This is a genomic window from Aquitalea sp. ASV15, from assembly GCF_016429115.1.
GTDB classification, from domain to species: Bacteria; Pseudomonadota; Gammaproteobacteria; order Burkholderiales; family Chromobacteriaceae; genus Aquitalea; species Aquitalea magnusonii.
The window spans coordinates 1-19,414 of sequence record NZ_JAELTZ010000057.1 but is presented as its reverse complement, the minus strand read 5'-3'; the positions used below and the strand labels follow the sequence as shown (position 1 = coordinate 19,414).

19 protein-coding genes, 3 tRNA genes and 1 riboswitch are annotated in these 19,414 nt (G+C 58.8%); of the genes, 8 read left to right on the top strand and 14 right to left on the bottom strand.

Translation table 11 applies throughout. From position 1 onward, the window contains the following. The 6 genes from JHD64_RS18270 to rsmD all read right to left on the bottom strand — a co-directional run. A partial coding sequence (locus JHD64_RS18270) for a GTP-binding protein (protein WP_199054803.1) occupies positions 1-370 on the bottom strand: 370 nt, incomplete at its 3' end. 39 nt (positions 371-409) lie between these two features. After that, positions 410-484, bottom strand: a tRNA-Thr gene (locus tag JHD64_RS18265). 21 nt (positions 485-505) lie between these two features. Beyond that, positions 506-579 (bottom strand) — tRNA-Gly (locus tag JHD64_RS18260). Positions 580-632: 53 nt separating this feature from the next. Further along, positions 633-718: transfer RNA gene (locus JHD64_RS18255), tRNA-Tyr, on the bottom strand. 139 nt (positions 719-857) lie between these two features. Further along, positions 858-1,109, bottom strand: a complete 252-nt coding sequence (locus JHD64_RS18250; protein WP_059287601.1) for a YfhL family 4Fe-4S dicluster ferredoxin — start codon at positions 1,107-1,109, stop codon at positions 858-860. A 99-nt stretch (positions 1,110-1,208) separates the two neighbouring features. Continuing rightward, the gene (gene rsmD, locus JHD64_RS18245; RefSeq protein WP_059287602.1) at positions 1,209-1,769 is read right to left on the bottom strand and encodes a 16S rRNA (guanine(966)-N(2))-methyltransferase RsmD; all 561 of its coding nucleotides are present in this window, start codon (positions 1,767-1,769) and stop codon (positions 1,209-1,211) included. A gap of 450 nt (positions 1,770-2,219) precedes the next feature. Here rsmD and ftsY point away from each other — a divergent pair, with 450 nt between their 5' ends. The 4 genes from ftsY (at position 2,220) to rpoH (ending at position 6,072) form a co-directional block, all read left to right on the top strand. Continuing rightward, the gene (gene ftsY, locus JHD64_RS18240; RefSeq protein ID WP_199054799.1) at positions 2,220-3,338 is read left to right on the top strand and encodes a signal recognition particle-docking protein FtsY; all 1,119 of its coding nucleotides are present in this window, start codon (positions 2,220-2,222) and stop codon (positions 3,336-3,338) included. A 112-nt stretch (positions 3,339-3,450) separates the two neighbouring features. Next, a complete protein-coding gene (ftsE, locus tag JHD64_RS18235; RefSeq protein ID WP_059286634.1) occupies positions 3,451-4,104 on the top strand; it encodes a cell division ATP-binding protein FtsE in 654 nt (217 codons plus the stop codon). Then, the gene (ftsX, locus tag JHD64_RS18230; protein WP_059286627.1) at positions 4,101-5,009 is read left to right on the top strand and encodes a permease-like cell division protein FtsX; all 909 of its coding nucleotides are present in this window, start codon (positions 4,101-4,103) and stop codon (positions 5,007-5,009) included. Before ftsE ends, ftsX begins: the two co-directional genes overlap by 4 nt. A 199-nt stretch (positions 5,010-5,208) precedes the next feature. After that, a complete protein-coding gene (gene rpoH / locus JHD64_RS18225; RefSeq protein ID WP_059286628.1) occupies positions 5,209-6,072 on the top strand; it encodes an RNA polymerase sigma factor RpoH in 864 nt (287 codons plus the stop codon). A 73-nt stretch (positions 6,073-6,145) separates the two neighbouring features. On the opposite strand, the gene JHD64_RS18220 is transcribed toward rpoH, so the two are convergent. The 4 genes from JHD64_RS18220 to JHD64_RS22235 form a co-directional block, all read right to left on the bottom strand. Further along, positions 6,146-7,933 carry a PglL family O-oligosaccharyltransferase gene (locus JHD64_RS18220; protein ID WP_199054798.1) on the bottom strand — a complete coding sequence of 596 codons (1,788 nt, stop codon included), beginning with the start codon at positions 7,931-7,933 and terminating at the stop codon, positions 6,146-6,148. A gap of 95 nt (positions 7,934-8,028) precedes the next feature. Further along, positions 8,029-9,879: a PglL family O-oligosaccharyltransferase gene (locus JHD64_RS18215; protein WP_199054797.1), complete on the bottom strand. Its 1,851-nt coding sequence runs from the start codon at positions 9,877-9,879 to the stop codon at positions 8,029-8,031. A 52-nt stretch (positions 9,880-9,931) separates the two neighbouring features. Beyond that, positions 9,932-10,378: a pilin gene (locus tag JHD64_RS22240; protein ID WP_059286630.1), complete on the bottom strand. Its 447-nt coding sequence runs from the start codon at positions 10,376-10,378 to the stop codon at positions 9,932-9,934. Positions 10,379-10,398: 20 nt separating this feature from the next. Then, positions 10,399-10,821: a pilin gene (locus JHD64_RS22235; RefSeq protein WP_082693530.1), complete on the bottom strand. Its 423-nt coding sequence runs from the start codon at positions 10,819-10,821 to the stop codon at positions 10,399-10,401. Positions 10,822-11,010: 189 nt separating this feature from the next. Between JHD64_RS22235 and JHD64_RS18200 the strand changes: the two genes are divergently transcribed. The 3 genes from JHD64_RS18200 to proB all read left to right on the top strand — a co-directional run bounded on the left by JHD64_RS18200 (position 11,011) and on the right by proB (position 15,212). Further along, entirely contained in the window at positions 11,011-12,360 is a 1,350-nt protein-coding gene (locus JHD64_RS18200) for an adenosylmethionine--8-amino-7-oxononanoate transaminase (protein ID WP_199054796.1), read from the top strand. A gap of 128 nt (positions 12,361-12,488) precedes the next feature. Further along, positions 12,489-14,027 (top strand): hypothetical protein, encoded by a 1,539-nt coding sequence (locus JHD64_RS18195; RefSeq protein ID WP_199054794.1) that lies wholly within the window; start codon positions 12,489-12,491, stop codon positions 14,025-14,027. A gap of 66 nt (positions 14,028-14,093) precedes the next feature. After that, positions 14,094-15,212, top strand: a complete 1,119-nt coding sequence (gene proB, locus JHD64_RS18190; protein WP_059286632.1) for a glutamate 5-kinase — start codon at positions 14,094-14,096, stop codon at positions 15,210-15,212. 55 nt (positions 15,213-15,267) lie between these two features. Here the strand turns inward: proB and JHD64_RS18185 are convergent, their stop codons facing one another. From JHD64_RS18185 to ruvB, 3 genes are read right to left on the bottom strand one after another with little or no spacing between them, the layout of a single operon-like run. Continuing rightward, on the bottom strand, positions 15,268-15,687 hold the full coding sequence (locus JHD64_RS18185; RefSeq protein ID WP_059286633.1) for a hypothetical protein: 420 nt from the start codon (positions 15,685-15,687) through the stop codon (positions 15,268-15,270). 53 nt (positions 15,688-15,740) lie between these two features. Continuing rightward, positions 15,741-16,448 carry a glutamine amidotransferase gene (locus JHD64_RS18180; RefSeq protein ID WP_199054792.1) on the bottom strand — a complete coding sequence of 236 codons (708 nt, stop codon included), beginning with the start codon at positions 16,446-16,448 and terminating at the stop codon, positions 15,741-15,743. Between the two features lie 4 nt (positions 16,449-16,452). Further along, a complete protein-coding gene (ruvB, locus tag JHD64_RS18175; RefSeq protein WP_059287524.1) occupies positions 16,453-17,487 on the bottom strand; it encodes a Holliday junction branch migration DNA helicase RuvB in 1,035 nt (344 codons plus the stop codon). A gap of 90 nt (positions 17,488-17,577) precedes the next feature. Next, positions 17,578-17,732, top strand: a riboswitch (FMN riboswitch). A 177-nt stretch (positions 17,733-17,909) separates the two neighbouring features. On the opposite strand from ruvB, the gene ribB reads away from it, so the two are divergent. Beyond that, on the top strand, positions 17,910-18,566 hold the full coding sequence (ribB, locus tag JHD64_RS18170; RefSeq protein WP_199054790.1) for a 3,4-dihydroxy-2-butanone-4-phosphate synthase: 657 nt from the start codon (positions 17,910-17,912) through the stop codon (positions 18,564-18,566). A 94-nt stretch (positions 18,567-18,660) separates the two neighbouring features. Here ribB and ruvA read toward each other — a convergent pair whose 3' ends face one another. Next, positions 18,661-19,254 carry a Holliday junction branch migration protein RuvA gene (ruvA, locus tag JHD64_RS18165; protein ID WP_059287523.1) on the bottom strand — a complete coding sequence of 198 codons (594 nt, stop codon included), beginning with the start codon at positions 19,252-19,254 and terminating at the stop codon, positions 18,661-18,663. Between the last annotated feature and the right edge of the window lie 160 nt (positions 19,255-19,414).

Below are 19,414 nucleotides of genomic sequence, written 5' to 3'. Positions count from 1 at the left end.
GGGACAGCAGGATGTGTTCGCGGGTTTGCGGCATCGGGCCGTCAGCAGCGGAACATACCAGGATAGCGCCGTCCATCTGGGCTGCACCGGTAATCATGTTCTTAACGTAGTCGGCGTGACCCGGGCAATCTACGTGAGCGTAGTGACGGGACTCGGTTTCGTATTCTACGTGTGCGGTATTAATGGTAATACCACGAGCCTTTTCTTCCGGCGCGCTGTCGATCTGGGAGTAGTCCTTGGCTTCGCCACCGAACTTCTTGGACAGAATGGTGGTGATCGCTGCGGTCAGGGTGGTCTTACCATGGTCAACGTGACCGATGGTGCCGACGTTTACGTGCGGTTTGGTCCGCTCGAACTTTTCCTTAGCCATGGCAAAATTTCCTGATTTGAATAACTACAAACAAATGGGTGGTGCCCATGGGCAGAATTGAACTGCCGACCTCTCCCTTACCAAGGGAGTGCTCTACCCCTGAGCTACATGGGCCCTTTAACAGGCATTAACGCTTGGAGCGGGTGAAGGGAATCGAACCCTCGTCGTAAGCTTGGAAGGCTTCTGCTCTACCATTGAGCTACACCCGCCTGCAACAACTATACGGCTTTCAAACTACACGCCGCCAAGACGTAAAAAATTCTGGTGGGGGGAGAAGGATTCGAACCTTCGAAGGCTGAGCCGCCGGATTTACAGTCCGGACCCGTTGACCGCTGGGGTAACCCCCCCTGAGAGACCCGAATAGTATAGATACCCACTTCTCTCGTCAACACCTGCGCTGCATTTTTTTTCATTATTTTTGCCGGAAAAAGAACAAAGCCCCGCAAACTGCGGGGCTCTGTCTTTTGCATCAAGCACTTAGCCTTGATCAGGCTTTGCCGGAAATGCGCAGGTACTTTGCGTGCAGCTCGTCCTGGGTTTCCGGATGGGCCGGATCCAGCGGGATGCAATCCACCGGACAGACTTGCTGGCACTGCGGCTCATCGTAGTGGCCTACACATTGCGTGCACAGATTGGGATCGATCTGGTAGATCTCCTCACCCTGCGAAATGGCATTATTCGGGCATTCCGGCTCACAGACGTCGCAGTTGATGCATTCGTCGGTAATCATGAGAGACATAGTAATTTCCTCAGGTATTCACAGTATTGATTCTGTCATCCGTGCAGCACGGTCGCAAGTTCGCCCCGTTATATCCTTATACGGCGACCTGCCGACGTATCACAGCGATTCTTCAGTGGCGGGCCGCGCCAATGCGTAATGCACCATGCCGGCCTTGTCCTGTTTGATAATCTGCCAGCCCGGCAAACTATCCGGCCAGTGCCTGGCTTCGAAATACAATACGCCGTCCACGGCCAGCACCGCCTGCAGCATGGGCAATGTCTGCAGCAACAAGCTGGAGTCATACGGCGGATCAACAAAGATGATGTCGAATTGTTCGCGACAGCTTTTCAGGTAGTGCAGTGCATCCATCGGAACGACTTCGATGGCATGTGCTGCCAGCAACTGCCGGTTGGCCTTGAGTGACTCGGCCACCTTGCGTGATTTTTCCACCATCACCACGCGAGCAGCTTCGCGCGATGCAGCTTCAAACCCCAGCGCACCGCTGCCGGCGAACAAGTCGAGACAGCGTTTGCCATAAAGCTCCTGCCCCAACCAGTTGAACACGGTCTCGCGCACCCGATCCGGCGTCGGGCGCAAACCTTCCGCATCCGGGAAGGGCAGCAAGCGACGACGATACTGGCCGCCGATGATTCGGACTTTGTTTCGCTGTTGATTCATGACACGTGGGCTAAAAACTCAAGGGCGAGAGTTTACCCTTTTCCCGTCCTCCATGCTGCATCTGACGCAGATTGGGGGCAAAGGTGTCGCACCTGCCGTCACAATGTGCGCTGGCGGACAGACACTAACAATTTGCAATCGCTCACCAGGGAGCTCATATAAAGTGGGGTATCCGCAATACTGGGTCAGCCCCACCCTGGCCCGGCAATGCCACGGCTCCGCCCTTGAACATGCCTGACTCCGCCAGACCATTCCCTATATATAGGTCGCGAATGGCCGCACCTCGCCCACACCCTCCGGCCAAATCACCCGCCTCCACTCAGCTGTTCCAGCATGGCTGGCCATGGCCAATCGGCCTGGCCACGGCTTTCATCACCATCGTTTCTGCCCAGTTGCTGATTTAAGGATACAATTTAGCCATTTATCGCCTATCGTTGACTACGCAGACGCATGTTCAGTTTCTTCAAGAAAAAGCCAAAGCCGGTTGAAACCCCGGCTGTAGAACCCCAAGCCAGCCAGCCGGCAAACCGCCCGGCCGCCGCTCCCTCCACCCCGCAAGCGACGCCGCCTGCCACCGTCGACATCGTCGCAGACACCACGGCGCAGCCAGTAAGCCCGACGCCGCCCGCCAGCGCGCCGGCCGTGGAACAGCCCGCCCGCAAGCAAAGCTGGACCGAGCGCCTGAAGGCCGGCCTGTCCAAAACCCGCGACAAACTGGGCAAGTCGCTGGCCGGCCTGTTTGGTGGCGGCAAGATTGACGAGGACTTGTACGAAGAGCTGGAAACCGTACTGCTGACTGCCGACATGGGCATGGATGCCACGGTCCACCTGCTGCAAGACGTGCGCGCACGGGTCAGCCTGAAGGGCCTGAAAGACGGCAGTGAGCTGAAGGGCGCCCTTAAGGATTCGCTCAATGAACTGATCCATCCCCTGGAAAAGCCGCTGGATGTCAGCGGCAAAAAGCCCTTTGTGATCATGATGGCCGGGGTGAATGGCGCCGGTAAGACCACCTCCATCGGCAAGCTGGCCAAATACTATCAACAGCAAGGCAAGAGTGTACTGCTGGCAGCTGGCGATACCTTCCGCGCCGCGGCGCGCGAACAGCTGATGGCCTGGGGCGAGCGCAACAACGTCACCGTGATTGCCCAGCAAGGTGGCGATGCCGCCGCCGTGTGCTTTGATGCCATCCAGGCCGCCACCGCCCGTGGCATCGACATCGTCCTGGCGGATACCGCGGGTCGCCTGCCGACCCAGCTGCACCTGATGGAAGAAATCAAGAAGGTCAAGCGCGTCATCCAGAAGGCGCTGCCGGATGCCCCGCATGAAATCATCCTGGTGCTGGACGCCAATATCGGCCAGAACGCCATCAGCCAGGTCAAGGTATTTGACGATGCCCTGGGCCTGACCGGGCTGATCCTGACCAAGCTGGATGGCACGGCCAAGGGTGGCGTGATTGCCGCCATTGCCAAGCAGCGGCCGATTCCGCTACGGTTTGTCGGTGTGGGCGAAAGCATCGACGATCTGCGCCCGTTCAACAGCAAGGATTATGTCGACGCCCTGTTCGACTGATCGACCTACTTCATAGAGCCCCGCGCCGGCAACTGCCTGCCGGCGGCAGCTCACCCGGCAGGCCCTGGCAGATGCGCCGGCCTGCAGCTCAGGATCAAGGGGAATGCAGCGCATGATTCAGTTCGACCAGGTCACCAAGCGTTATCCCGGTGGCAACGAAGCCCTGAAGAATCTTTCCTTTACCATCGACACCGGTGAAATGGCCTTTCTGGCCGGACACTCCGGTGCCGGCAAATCCACCCTGCTCAAGCTCGTCGCCGGCATTGAACGCGCCAGCAGCGGCAGCGTGATTGTCAGCGGCCAGAATCTGTCCAAGCTGCGCAGCAGTCAGATTCCTTATGTACGCCAGCATATCGGCATGGTGTTTCAAGACCACAAGCTGCTGTTCGACCGCTCGGTATTCGACAACGTCATGCTGCCGCTGGACATCATCGGCTTTGATCGTCGCGATGCCGCACGGCGGGTGCGTGCCGCGCTGGACAAGGTCGGCCTGCTGGCCAAGGAAAAATCCATGCCGATCCGTCTGTCTGGCGGTGAACAGCAACGCCTGTGCATTGCCCGTGCCGTGGTACACCGCCCCAGCCTGTTGCTGGCCGATGAACCCTCAGCCAACCTCGACCGTGCCTACGCGCTGGACATCATGGAGCTGTTCAAATCCTTCCATCAGGTAGGCGTGACCGTGGTGATTTCCGCCCATGACGAAACCCTGATGGAAGACTACGGCCGCCGCATCATCCGGTTGAAGGAAGGACAGTTCGCCGCATGAAACATTTTCTCTACCTGAACTGGCAAAGCGCCCGCCAGGCGCTGGTCAAGATCCTGCGCCAACCCTTCGGCAGCCTGCTGACCCTGCTGATGCTGTCCATCGCACTGGCCCTGCCCTTGTCGCTTTACCTGACCGTGAGCAGCATCCAGGAATGGGCGGGCCGGCTCACCGCCACGCCACAGATCACCCTGTTCATGGAACAATCGGCCGAAGAAGCCGACCTTGCCGCCGTCTCCAGCACCCTGACCAAGCATCCGCGCATCCAGAGTTACAGCTTTGTCGGCAAGAAGCAGGCACTGTCCGACCTGGAAAAGCGCAACGGCTTGCCGGGACTGAGTGACGGCCTGACCGACAATCCGCTGCCGGACGCCTTCGTCGTTACACCCAAGACGCTGGAACCGCACGAGCTGGAAATGCTGCAAAAAGAATTGTCCGGCCTGCCCATGGTGGAAACCGCTCAATTCGATGCCCGCTGGGCCAAACGCCTGTATGGCATGGTGGAAATGGGCAGACAGCTGACCTGGTTTCTTGGCGCTGCGCTGGGCATCGCCCTGGTACTGGTCACCCACAATGCGGTGCGCATGCAGATTCTGGCGCGTCGTGATGAAATCGAAGTGGCCAAGCTGATTGGCGCACCGGACAGCTTTATCCGCCGTCCTTTCATGTACCACGCCATGTGGCAGGGCCTGCTGGCCGGCCTGGCAGCCTGGGGGCTGACCAGCTGGCTGGTGATGACGGCGAACCCGGCCATTCACGAGTTTGCCCAGCTTTATAACGAAGCCGTACAACTGCGTGGCCTCAGCCCTGTCGAGTTGCTGGTCGTACTGGCCATTTCCTCCCTGCTGGCGATGCTGGGTGCGCGGCTGGCCTCCGACCATCACCTGCGACAGATTCAACCTCGTTAACAATCATTCTCTTTCATATTTGGCTGAATGTCGCTTATGGTGACATTCAGCCGATGTCGACCAGCAGGCTATTCCGGCAATTTCCACTGAAAAAACTATCAGTCTGATAGGAAAAATCATTGACGTTGGAACCTTTGCTTGCTAGCACTCTCAATATACGAGTGCTAACATAGCACTACCCAAGGAGGTAGTTACACTGATGACCACAACATTTGCCTTGCCCGTTCCGTCGTCCAGCGGCAGCCTGGAGCAATACATCCAGGCGGTGAACAGTGTTCCCATGCTGACCCCCGAACAGGAAACCGAGCTGGCCACCCGCTTCCAGCAAGACAATGATCTGGAAGCCGCTCGCCAGATGGTGCTGTCACACCTGCGTGTTGTCGTATCGATTTCACGCGGCTATGCCGGCTACGGCCTGCAACAGGCCGACCTGATCCAGGAAGGCAATATCGGCCTGATGAAAGCGGTCAAACGCTTCGAACCGGGCCGTGGCGTACGGCTGTTCTCCTTTGCCGTGCACTGGATCAAGGCTGAAATTCACGAATTCATCCTGCGCAACTGGCGTCTGGTGCGTATTGCCACCACCAAGCCGCAGCGCAAGCTGTTTTTCAATCTGCGCAGCATGAAAAGCAGTTTTTCGGCACTAAGCGAAAATGAAGCCCGGCAGATCGCCGAAGACCTCGGTGTCAAGCCGGAAGAAGTGCGCGAAATGGAAACGCGCATGAGCGGGCAGGATATCGCGCTGATTGCCGACGATGGCGATGATGAAGGATTCGCCCCCATCGACTGGCTGGCCGATGCCCATCACGAACCGACCCATGCCCTGGAACGCAAAGCCTTCGACCATCTGCAAACCGAAGGCATCGAATACGCACTGGCGTCGCTGGATGCCCGCAGCCGTCGCATTGTCGAAGCACGCTGGCTGGCTGACGATGGCGGAGCAACCCTGCACGAACTCGCCGCCGAGTTTGGCGTTTCCGCCGAGCGCATCCGCCAGATCGAGGCCAAGGCATTGAGCAAGATGAAGACTGCGCTGAGCGAAGGTGTGGTCATCGACAACTGATAAGCCGTTGCTGCAATGAAAAAGCCCGCGCCATCCAGCGCGGGCTTTGCTATTCAAGCTTAACCACTAGGGTTTAATCCCCTTCACCACCACGATATTTGACTGGCAGGCGGTCAAATACCTGCTGTGCAATCTTGCGCAGCGGCTGCCATGCCGGGACGTCTTCATCGATACCGTCCAGGTAATCCTTGGCATAAGTCGGGAAGGAGGCCAGCGCCGTACGCACCGTCTCCTGCGCCTCAGCCTCACGCCCGGCCAGCGCCAGCATTTGTGCCTTTTTCATCATCACATCGGGATAGGGGCGGAAAGCTGTCAGGCGTTCCTCCCATTGCAGCTTGCGCGCCAGATTGTCCTTGTCGGCCACCAGATAATCATCCAGTGTGCTTAGGGCATGGTAGGCAAACAGCGGCTGCTGCTCCATGATCTCGGCCAGCCGCAACTGCCGCTTGGCATCGCGCGCCGGATTATTCGTCTGGGTATACAGCCCCACCAGCTCGTTATAGGTGGACCAGGTCACCACCGACATATAGCCGATGAACAACATGCCCAGCATCCAACCCGCCCGCAGCAGCCAGCCGGCACGGTCGGTACGCGCAGGCGACATCGAGGCAAACACCACCAGCATCGCCAGGAAATACAGATACCACAGTGGATACTCCAGCATGGAGTGAATCAGCGTGACCGCCATGCAGCCAAGGGCCAGCATGCCTTCGGCCTCCGCCTGCTCGCTGAAGAAAGGCCAGATCACCCAGGCAAAGCCACCCAGCACCAGCAAGGTAATCGGCAAGCCCATTTCCACCAGCAATTGCAGAATCAGATTATGGCAATTGGTAAACAAGCCGCTGTTGAAGCCGGCTGATGCAAATTGCGGCAAGGGCTGCAAGCGCACACTTTCTGCCGCATATTGCGACCAGCCCACCCCCCACAGCGGGTGAGCCTTGAAACTCATCCAGGCCTTGCCCATTTCAGCCAGCCGGCGCGAGCCCATATCATCGCCATTGGCCGCCAGCCGCTCCACTCCAGAAGCATTGTTCACCGCAGCATGCGTCAGCACAGACAGCAGATGGTTCACCAGCGGCAAGGCAAACTGCGCCGCAAACACCACCACACAAGACAGCAGCATTGCCCACATCAGCCGGCGCGATACCGCCGACTGCATTCGCCAGTGCCACAGCCCGCCCAGCAAGGTCAAGGCCAGCAGATACAGCAAGGTGGTACGTGACGCGGCATAAGCCAGCATCAGCCCCAGCCACAGCACCAGCAGTGCCAACCAGCCACGCGCCATGCGCTCCACTGCAAACAGATACACCCCGCTGACCACCGACCACATCAGGTAATGGGCATACTGGTTGCGCTGGCCGATATGGCCAAAGATATTGGTCGTCGGGTGAGCACTGTCGTAAAACAGTCCCAGGCTATTGGCCAAGCCGGTCAGTTGCGCCAGGCCGATAAGCGACTGCACCAGCCCGCCGACAATGATGGCGCGCGCCAGCCACACCGCAAATTCGCGACTGCCAAATGTCTGCTGCAAGCTATAGGACAAGCCCGCCAGCAAGGCCATCGTCAGCCAGGCCAGCGCCGTGGCATAGCTCATGCCGGGGAATAGCGCATGCACCAGCTGCGGCTGCACGGCCCACACAAGGGCCAGCGACAGACACCACCAGCTGGCACGTGGCACCCGCTCGAACAGCATGCCGCTGGGCAACAGATAGACAGCCGCGGCCAGCATCAACCACACCACATTCATTTCGCCAAACCACTGCGGCAATGGCACGAAATGGATACGCGAGGCAAATGGCATGATGGCGATCAGGCAAAACGCCAGCAAGGCCAGACGGCGGGAAAAGGTTGGAAAAGACATGATGGAGTCTAAGGCTGAAAGCAAAGCATGGAGGATACCGCATGTAGGGCAGCGACGACACCGCCGGCCAGCAGACTGGCGGTGTCGTCAAGCACCTAGAACAAGGGCTTGCGGGTGACGGGGGAGGCGACGGTCATGACGGCGGCAATACGCGCATCCTCATATTGGCTACCTTTTGCCGCATAGGCATGAGCCGCAGTAAGGGCAATTCGCTGCAGGCTCTTTAAGTCCAACTCCTTCATTGCCGTCAGATAAACACTGTAATTTGCGGCAAAATCCGGATAGTTGGCAATGGCCATTTTCAAAGTATGCTCAGCAGCAACCTCATTTTTATTTAATGCATACAAAATGGATAACTTTAACAACACATCAGGATAAGGACGAAAGCTTGCCAATCTTTCAAAATGCTTTAGCTTTAGATCGATATCAGATCTTGATGGCACAAGATAACTGGTCAATACAAAATCCGCATCAGCAGCCCACAATGGATTTTTTTCTATTTCAAACAGTCTATTTAACCGCTGCAAATTATCCGCAGCACCAACGGCTGGGGTACGAAATGCAACCAAGACACGGAAATTTTCCACACCATTGATGGTATAAAGCAAGGCCAGCACTGATGCGACAAGCCCGACAATACGTAGAAAATCAGTTCTGACCTTCAACTGCACTGGCTTTAATGGCGCCATCAGCAGAACAATCAAAAACATGACAAGAAATGGCAAATACCACACAGGGTATTCAAACATGCTATGAGCAAGCACAAGCAAACCAATACTCACCAGCAGCATATTATCTTTCGTCTGCTGACCCCGCTGCAGATATCCACAGAACACGATAATGACTGGTACCAAAAAAAGCAGGCATCCAACCAGCCCTGTTTCCGCTAACAGCTGCAATACCAGATTATGGCAATGTGTGAAGAGCCAGCTTTCCGGAACCTTGGGCAAACCTGCACTCAACTCCATTTCAACAGATTGGGCTCCAAATCGCCCCCAGCCAATACCGAAGAATGGGTGCTGAAGAAAAATATCGATTGCTTTAGTCCACTCAACCCAGCGCCTAGCACCAAACCCGGCAGAAAAAAACCTCTCTGTACCACTGACGGTGTGGACTGGCAGGCCGGCCAAGGCCAACAATTCAGTAATCTGGTGACTCATCAGCTGTGTCAGAATCATGATACCAACGGCCACCGCCATGGCACCGGACATTTTAGCAATATCATCAGACTCTCTTCTGACGTACCAGTAAAAGGCAACTAAAGCAAAAATAATGGCATAGGCCCAAACCAATCGAGCACCCGAACAAGCCGCGAGCCAGGACAGGAACAGTACTGCAATAAAAAACAGGTACCCCCTTAATCGCCCCATTGCATACAAATAGCTTGCCGACACAATACCCCAACACAAAAACTGGGCATATTGATTTCTCTGACCAATATTACCCATTATATTCGAATCAATTCCATTCTGATCAAAAATAATATAGCCAGAAAAAAAAGGAGCCAGCCTAAAAATCTGCGACAAACCCAACAAGGCTTGCAATAAACAAGCAAGGAAAATCACTGACGAAACAACTATCAGCAACTCTGTCTTTTTATCATTAAAATATGACGAAAAGAGCAAGGACCACACACCAAGAAACAACACAAGTACAATAAAAACCGTAGCACTATCCAGATGCTTATTACTGAGCAACAGGTAAAAACCCACAGCAAAAGCAAACAGGAAAACCCAGGAAGAGCTAACTACCGAGCGCCCTTTCATGGGTAACATCAGAGGAAGGGAGCAGGCCAACAGAAACAAGGCCGAGGCATCCGAAACCCAGTCTGTCAGTGGCGCATAGCGAAACCAGCTAAAAAATGGCAGCGTCACAGACAAGCTGATCAGCAATGCCAGGCCAAATTGTCGTAGCTCGACAGGGTTCAGATGAAGGTTTTTATTCATGGGCCGTAAAATAAAAAAAGGGGCGCCATATGCGCCCCTTATCATTCAAACATTAACCGCGGCAGTTTGCCGGCAGATACTTCGTCGGAATAGCATTAGAATTAACACCGGTACCATCACCGGTACGGCAAGACCAGTTTACCGCACCAGAAGCAAGGAGCGGAACCAGAGAGAAGTAGTTACCATTGATATCAGAATTGATATTCTGCATCTTGATGGAAATAACACCACCAGTAGAGAGGACCGTCGAAGCCACATAAGTAGAGCTAGCAGAGGAAATACCTGCAGAAGCCATGGTGCTCGGCAGCTGCCCTTGGCTGATGGCATATTCAGAAACCGAAGCTTTTGCCGCCGCAGCGGCGTTCAAACCTTCCGTCACCTTGGCACGGGCGGTGTAATCCTGATAGGCCGGAATGGCAATGGCGGCCAAAATACCAATAATCGCCACCACGATCATCAGTTCGATCAGGGTAAAACCTTGTTGAACTTTATTGTTCATAATTCGACTCTCCTAGAAAATCAACGACATGTTGAAGGTAAGTATTTCTCATAACCAGCAGTACTAGAACAAGCCCAAACAATGCTGCCTTGACTACTCGCTGCAGGGGTCAGTGTCAGCACCAAACCCGACGCTACCGCACTAGCAAATGAAACATTCACTATACTGACACCACTGCTGATTGAAATCTGCACATCACTAACATAATTGCCGGGCAAGCTGGTAGGCAACCCAGCGCTGGCATTATTTGCCGGCCACCCACCCATCGAAGTGTAATACTCGCTGACCGATGTTTTAGCATGGTCCGCAAAGCTAAGCCCTTCAGCCACCTTGGCCCGTAACGTGTAATCCTGATAAGCCGGTATCGCAATTGCCGCCAGAATACCGATGATGGCAACAACAATCATCAACTCAATCAGGGTAAAACCATTATTGCCCCGCATGACCCTCTCCGTGGTATGCACTGTCCATACCTTGCAGAAAGCGTGCCAAGCAGCTTCATCCTGAGAATTCGGCCCATTAGCGCAGCACATGGCCTGCTGTATGCGGCAGGATGTGACGTTTTTTGTCAGTTCGGGTCGCGCTGCCAGCCTGTGATAGCATCCAGTCCATTCCCCATTCAGGAGTTTGTCGTGAGCAATCAGGACTGGCTGCAGCGCAGCCGCCAGCATGTGTGGCATCCATGTACCCAAATGAAACGCCATGAAACCTTGCCCATCGTTCCCATTGCCCGTGCCGAAGGGGTGTGGCTGGAGGATTTCGAAGGCAGGCGCTATCTGGATGCCGTCAGTTCCTGGTGGGTCAATCTGTTCGGCCATGGTAACCCTAGGATCAAGCAGGCGATCAAGGATCAACTGGATCAGGTGGAGCATGTCATTCTGGCCGGCTTTACCCACCGGCCGGTCATTGAACTGTCCGAGCGGCTATGCGCACTGAGCGGGCTGGATCATGCGTTTTATGCTTCGGATGGTGCCAGCGCCACCGAAATCGCGCTGAAAATGAGCTTCCACTACTGGAAGAATGTCGGCCGGCCGGAGAAGTGCCGCTTTATCAGCCTGGACAACAGCTATCACGGCGAAACGGCCGGTGCGCTGGCGGTAACCGATGTACCGCTGTTTTCCGCCACCTATGCCCCGCTGCTGAAACCGGGGGTGCGGGTTCCCAGCCCGGATGCGCGCCAGGCCCGCCCGGGGCAAAGTGCAGCCGATGTGGCAAGACAGGCCTTGCGCTCGCTGGAGAATGTGCTGGCCAAGAAAGCGGGTGAAATGGCCGCCATCATCGTCGAGCCGCTGGTGCAGGGTGCGGCCGGCATGGCCATGCACGATCCGGTTTATCTCACGGAGCTGCGCCGGCTGTGTGATCAGTATCAGATACACCTGATTGCCGATGAAATCGCCGTCGGTTTTGGTCGCACCGGCACCCTGTTTGCCTGCGAGCAGGCCGGCATCACGCCGGACTTTCTGTGCCTTTCCAAAGGCATTACCGGCGGCTTCCTGCCCCTGTCCTGCGTGCTGACCAGCGCGACGATCTATCAGGCCTTCTATCACGATGAGGTCACGCGCGGTTTTCTGCACTCGCACAGCTACACCGGCAATGCACTGGCCTGCAGTGCGGCACTGGCGGTACTGGATATCTTTGCCGATGAGGACATCATTGCCCGCAACCGTGAACTGGCGGCGACCTTCAGCGCCATTCTGGCACCGCTGGCCGAGCGGGCGGATGTCAGGCATTTCCGGCATACCGGCATGATCTGGGCCTTTGATGTCGACAGCCCGCGCGCGGACTTTGCACAAGCCTTTTTCTCAGCCATGCTTAAGCATGGTTGCCTGGTAAGGCCAATCGGCAAAACCGTGTACTTCATGCCGCCTTATATCCTGCAGCCAGAGGAGATGACCCAGCTGTTCCAGGCCACCACGCAGGTACTGGATGAGTTAAGTCAACAAAACGATGCTTTGACCGGGCCCGTGACTGCCTTGCCCTGAGGGCGACCTTGCCTTGGCCGGCTTGATTCAAATAGCATGGCGGATGAATACATGGCGGGGGGATAGCGCTTGGCTACTACCCCGCCTTTTCCTCCCTGCGCTACTCCGCCTTGCCATTAGGACGCACGATGCAGCTTGCCTTGCCCGCCCTGGATAGGGACCCGCGATTGGTCGACACCAACCCCGACAGCGTAGCCAGCTGGGTAGAGCGCTTGCCATACAGCGACCTGCAAGAATGCGGTCGCCTCCTGCTCGAGGCCCTGCGTGGCCTGAGCCGTACGCCAATGGAAGTGGGCAATCGGCACAAGCTGCTATTGCACTACCTCAAAGGGTTGGATCGCTACTATCCGGCGCTGGAAAGCGAGATTGTGCAGACCGACCTCACCTCGGTCGTGCGTACCCGCCAGCTGGCCATGCTGGGGGCGGCGCTGTTCGAGTCCATCTTTGTCGCTTTCAAGCTCACCCTGAGCGAGCGTCTGGCCAAGCGTGGTCTGCTGGAGCGTGAACATCAGCGCATCGAACTGCTACTGTATACCATGATGGCGGCGCGGCAGCTGCTGAACATTTGTTGCCAGAGCTACAGCCCGCCCCCCGCACACTTCTGGCAAGACTGCCACCAGCTGTACAGCTTTGCCCTGGCGCGCGGCTGGCAGGAAAAGCAGCTGGAAAAGGACGACTCACTGGAGCTGATCTACCGGCAAATCCTGCTGCTGGGGCTGACCTCCACCAACCGGCTGTCGATGCCGGAACTGCTGGTGACCAAGCAACTGATCATGGATTTGTCGCGCCAGACCGTCCTGCTGCCGGTGGAAGCCCTCAAGGGAACGGTGCATGGCTATCTGGTGGATTCCAGCCGCGATGAGCCGCCGCGCTTCCTGCGTGTGCAGAGCGAAACACTGGAAGCCGCCTGCTATCTGCTCGACCTTTCCCAGGCCATCACGGTACTGACGCATAGCGTGGAGCAGCTGACCCGGCTGCAGAACACCAGCCATAGCCCCAGCCAGGTTTACGATGAGCTGGCCCTGCTGCAATCACTGGCTGCCGAATGGCAACAGCCACGGCGGCGGCGTCATCCGCGCCTGCCCATGCAGGAAGTCATCGAACTGATCTCCACCATTCCCGCCATCTGGTATCGCTGCAATGGCATGAGCTGGGTACAGGCCGGCAACGAACAGGCCGCGCCCCCGGCCAGTACCCGCGCACCGCCCGCCCCCAGCCTGTTTGTGGTGGTGAATCAGAGCGCCACCGGCTTTTTGCTGCGCGGCCAGCCACGCGGCCAGACACTGCGCGCCGGCGAGGCCATTCTGCTGACCCGGCCAGGCAAACCGGATACCGCCCAGCTGTGCATGATCTGCTGGGTATCGCTGCTGCCGGATGGCATTGACGTGGAGTGTGGCGTCGAGCTCATCGGCAAGCAGCCGGCAGCCGTGATGCTCATCCCCAGCATCACCCATCCCGCCGATACGCCACAGTTCGCGCTGCGCCTGCCGGCCATTGCCAGCCTGCACCGTCCGCCGCTGCTGCTCACCCAGGGGCGTCAGTTCAGCCGGCTGCGCGAATTCCGCCTGTGGGACGAGGCTGGAGAAAGCCTGATCCGCAGCTCGCGCCTGGACAGGCAGTCACCCCATTTCCAGCTGATGGAATTCCGCGCCAGCGAGTACTTCTGAGCCATGCCACGGCAGTTTGCGGTACACTGGGCAGCTCGATATTCATAGCCAGACAGAGGATTTTGTATGCGTTCGGTGATTCATGCCGCCAGCCGTATCGTGGTCAAGGTGGGCTCCAGCCTGGTAACCAATGACGGCAAGGGGCTGGACCTGTCGGCGCTGGCGCGCTGGGCTGCGGAAATCGCCGAACTCAAGCGTCGTGGCAAGCAGGTGGTCCTGGTATCCAGCGGGGCCATCGCCGAAGGATGCCAGCGGCTGGGCTGGTCGGTACGCCCCAAGGGGGTGCACGAACTGCAGGCCGCCGCGGCCGTGGGCCAGATGGGCTTGTGCCAGGCTTATGAAACGGCTTTTCGCGAATTCGGCCTGAAAACCGCACAAATCCTGCTGACCCACGAAGACCTGGCCGATCGCACGCGTTACCTGAATGCCCGCTCCACCCTCACCACCCTGCTCAACCTCAATGTCGTGCCCATCATCAATGAGAACGACACCGTGGTCACCGATGAAATCCGCTTTGGCGACAACGACACTCTGGGCGCGCTGGTCACCAACCTGATCGAAGCCGACGCGCTGATCATCCTGACCGACCAGCAAGGCCTGTATAGTGCCGATCCGCGCAAGCATCCGGATGCCATCTTCGTGCACGAGGCGGAAGCCGGCGATCCCAAGCTGGAGGACATGGCCGGTGGTGCCGGCTCCAGCGTGGGCACTGGCGGCATGATCACCAAGATTCTGGCCGCCAAGCGTTCGGCGCGCAGCGGTGCCGCCACGGTGATTGCCTGCGGCCGCGAGCATGATGTGCTGTCGCGACTGGCGGATGGTGAAGGCATTGGCACCCAGCTGCTGGCGCCCACCAACCGCATGGCCGCACGCAAGCAGTGGCTGGCCGATCACCTCAAGCTCACCGGCCGCATCGTGCTGGACAACGGCGCCGCCCTGGCCGTGCGCGAACGCGGCACCAGCCTGCTGCCGGTTGGCGTCACCGCCATCGAAGGCGATTTCCTGCGCGGCGAGGCCGTGGCCTGTGTCGATCAGCAAGGGCGGGAAGTGGCACGTGGTCTGGTCAACTACAGCTCGGACGAAGCCCGCCTGATCATGAAGAAAACCACCCGCGAAATCGAAGCCACACTGGGCTATATGGTGGAGCCGGAATTGATCCACCGTGACAATATGGTCACGCTGTAACTGTACGATGAAATGAAACAAGCCAGCATAAGCTGGCTTGTTTCATTTGCACGACTCACTCGCCACCCTCATCCGGCTCACCCTGCCTGGCGCGGCGCAACTCCAGCGAACGGGCAATCACATACGCCATCATCGAGCACAGGAAAAACAGCAGCATCACCAGCGCAATCGAGCGCAGGGTTTCGGTCAGCGCATTCCACAGCTCCAGCAGCCAGCGCGCACCGGTAATTTCCAGCTGGGTACTCCCCTTGCCGGCCGAGGGCGGCAGGTACTGTTCCAGATTCCACGGCCGCACGCCGCCGGAAATTCCGGCCACCAGAATGGCAAAGCTGATATAGCGGCGCCAGGCATCCGCCAGATCCTGCCCCAGCGTGCGCTGCAGAATCTTGTAGACCGCCGGATCAAAAAAACGCACCACCGCCAGCGAAGCGGCCAGCGCCACTGCAACAATGGCGACAAACAGTGCATAAAACATGATGTTCCCTTTCTGGAAAACAAAGTTGGACCGGGATGGCCGGATCAGGCCACCTAGTGTGCGAGCAAACGGGCAAACCGTTGCAGCAGCCCCGCTGCATGCGGGGTAGGCCGCAATGACTGATGCAAGACCTCTACGCTTTTGCCGGCGGCCTGCAAGGCCGGGGCGAGATGGTGCAGATAAGCCGCCATGGCGGCCGTATCAAACTCGGGATGGAACTGCACGCCCCAGGCCGAACCGATGCGGAAGGCATGGTTGGCTTCGAAATCATTGGCGGCCAGCCGCACCGCACCGGGCGGCAAGGCCGTCACCGATTGCCAGTGAATCACCGCCGCGGGGAAGGCCGCCGGCAGCCCGGCCAGCAGCGGATCCTGCCCGGCCTCGGGCAATAGCCGGATATCCACCACGCCGGCTTCCGGCCCCTGCGGGTGATAGCCAACCTGGCCGCCCAGCGCATCGGCCAGCAGCTGGTGACCATAGCAAATGCCCAGCAGCGGCACATTGCCCGCGACCGCCTCGCGCAGCCAGGCCGCCGTGCTGACACTCCATTCTTCATAGTCACTGACCATGGCCGGCGAGCCGGTCAGCACCGCACCGGCGCAGTCGGCCACCGCCGGCAAGGCTTCGCCGCGCTGGACATCGACCACCCGCCACTCGCCGGGGGCGGCGCCCAGTTCGCGTTCAATCCAGTTTTCGAAATCGCCCAGTTGTGCTGCCAGTGCCGGATAGGTACGGCCGGTCTTGATGATGATTTTCTGCATGGGACTAGTCTTTGAGCGGCAGGCCGAAATGGGTGTAGGCCAGTGCCGTGGCCATCCGCCCGCGCGGTGTACGCTGCAGATAGCCTTGTTGAATCAGGAAGGGTTCGATCACGTCTTCGATGGTGTCGGTGGATTCGCCAATGGCGGCACCGACATTGTCCAGCCCCACCGGGCCGCCGCCAAATTTTTCCAGAATGGCCGCCAGCAGCTTGCGGTCCATCACGTCCAGTCCGGCCGGGTCCACGTCCAGCATGGCCAGCGCCGCATCCGCCACCTGGGCGGTGACGATGCCATCGGATTTCACTTCGGCATAATCGCGCACCCGCCGCAGCAGGCGGTTGGCGATACGCGGCGTGCCGCGCGAGCGCCGGGCCACTTCAAAAGCGCCATCGTCGGCCAGGGTGACATTAAGCAGACCGGCCGAGCGGCTGACGATTTTCGTCAGCTCCTCGGCGGTGTAAAACTCCAGCCGCGCCACAATGCCGAAACGGTCGCGCAGCGGATTGGTCAGCATGCCGGCACGGGTGGTCGCCCCGATCAGGGTAAAGGGCGGCAGGTCGAGCTTGACCGAGCGTGCGGCTGGTCCTTCGCCGATCATGATGTCGATCTGGTAGTCCTCCAGCGCCGGGTAGAGGATTTCCTCCACCACCGGACTCAAGCGGTGGATTTCATCAATGAACAGCACATCATGCGGCTCCAGATTGGTCAACAGCGCCGCCAGATCGCCGGCACGCTCCAGTACGGGGCCGGAAGTCTGGCGCAGGTTGACACCCATTTCACGCGCCACGATGTGGGCCAGCGTGGTCTTGCCCAGACCGGGCGGGCCGAACAGCAACACATGATCCAGCGCCTCGCCACGGCGCTTGGCCGCTTCGATAAAGATTTCCAGCTGTTCACGCGCTTTTTTCTGGCCGACGTATTCATCCAGCAGCTTGGGCCGCAGGGCGCGTTCCAGCGCTTCTTCCTGGGTGGACAGGCTTTGCTGGGTGACGATGCGGCGCTCCGCTGCGCCGCCGATCAGGTTGTCGGTTTCAATCATGTGCCGTTGCCGTAAAGCCAAATGGTGCGATCCCGCCATCTTACCACTGCGCTATACTGGCCGCTGGCCGACGCACATTGCGCGGCCTTGCTACGTCTTCAGGGCGGGGTGCAACTCCCCACCGGCGGTATGGCCTGCACACTGGCAGGCCGAGCCCGCGAGCGCCTTTTTCCGATGAAAGAGGGTCAGCAGATCTGGTGCGATGCCAGAGCCGACGGTGATAGTCCGGATGAAAGAAGATGACAGCAGCTGCAGTCTGGCCAGCCCGGACTGCAGTCGACCTGTCCGGCGGCGCTGCGGGCGGTCCGTCCTGGATGATGGCCGGCCCCCGCATGGCTCGCCCACGCTGGCACCACCGCCGTGGTGCTGGCGGCTTTTCATGCCCTGAAACGTGTTTCTCAGACCTGATCGAGGACCGTTTCATGCCTTACACCCAGCCTACCCAACTTTCTTCCCTGCCCCCGCGGCTGGCCGTCGCGTTAACCGCCTTGCGTCAAGGCCGGCCAGTGATTGTCAGCGATGATGACGACCGCGAAAACGAGGCCGACCTGATCCTGGCGGCCGACCGCTTGAGCCTGCCGGAAATGGCACGACTGATTCGTGATGGCAGCGGCATTGTCTGCCTGTGCCTGACCCCGGCCCATGCGGCAAGGCTGCAGCTGCCCCCCATGGTGCAAGACAACCGCAGCCGCCATGGCACGGCCTTCACCGTCAGCATCGAAGCGGCGCATGGCGTGAGCACCGGGGTATCCGCCGCCGACCGCGTCACCACCATTCGCGCCGCCATCGCTCCACTCGCCAAACCACAAGATCTGGCCCGCCCCGGCCATGTCTTTCCCTTGATCGCCCGGCCCGGTGGCGTGCTGGAGCGGCGCGGCCATACCGAAGCGGCCGTGGAGCTGGCCACGCTGGCGGGCTACAGCCCGGCAGGGGTGTTGTGCGAGCTGATGAACCCGGATGGCAGCATGATGCGCGGTGCACAGCTGCAGGCCTATGCCGCCTTGCACCAGCTGCCCATGCTGACGGTAGCGGAACTGGCACAGTGGCGACAGCAGCAAGCCGAAGCCGTCTGCGCCTGACGCCTGCTTTGCCGGCCGCGGCGTGACAGCAACAAGGCCAGCGGCATGCCGCTGGCCTTGTTCATTGCCGCTTGCCCAGAGATGGCAGCAGCCACTAGCCCTTCATCAGGTTCTTCAGCGCCAGCCGCACCCCGTCGCTCACCGTCACCTCCGCCGGCAAGCCCTTGGTGGCGGCAGCGGCTTCCTTGTCGTTGTAACCCAGTGCCAGCAGCGCATTGACGATATCGCTCTTGTCGTCCGGCGTGGCGGCAAAGGGCAGGCCGCCCGGCACCGCCAGATTGCTGCCGGTGGCCAGCTTGCCGCGCAACTCCAGCACCAGCCGTTCGGCGGTTTTCTTGCCGATGCCCGGCACCGAGGAGAGACGCTTGAGGTCTTCACTGGCAATCGCCACCGCCAGCTCATCGGCAGTCATGCCTGAGAGCACCGCCAGGGCGATCTTGGCACCGATACCACTGACCTTGATCAGCTGGCGGAAGGTTTCGCGCTCCTCCTTGCTGGCAAAGCCATACAGCAGGTGGGCATCCTCACGCACCACCAGATGCGTGAACAAAGTGGTTTTCTGGCCCAGCGCCGGTAGCTGGTAAAAGGTGGTCATCGGCACATCCACTTCGTAGCCGACACCGTTGACATCCACCACCACTTGCGGCGGCAGTTTTTCGATGAGATTGCCGCTGAGGCGTCCGATCATGGGGGTGATTCTCCAGGGATATGCCGCCGCTCAGCCCAGCAGCAAAGCCAGGGCCAGCAGCAGCGGAAACAGATTGGCCGCCATGATGGTGGCAATGATGGCCGGGCGCAAGCGTGCCGGCTCGGCGGCATGCCGCCACAGCTGCAACGCGGCAAACCCG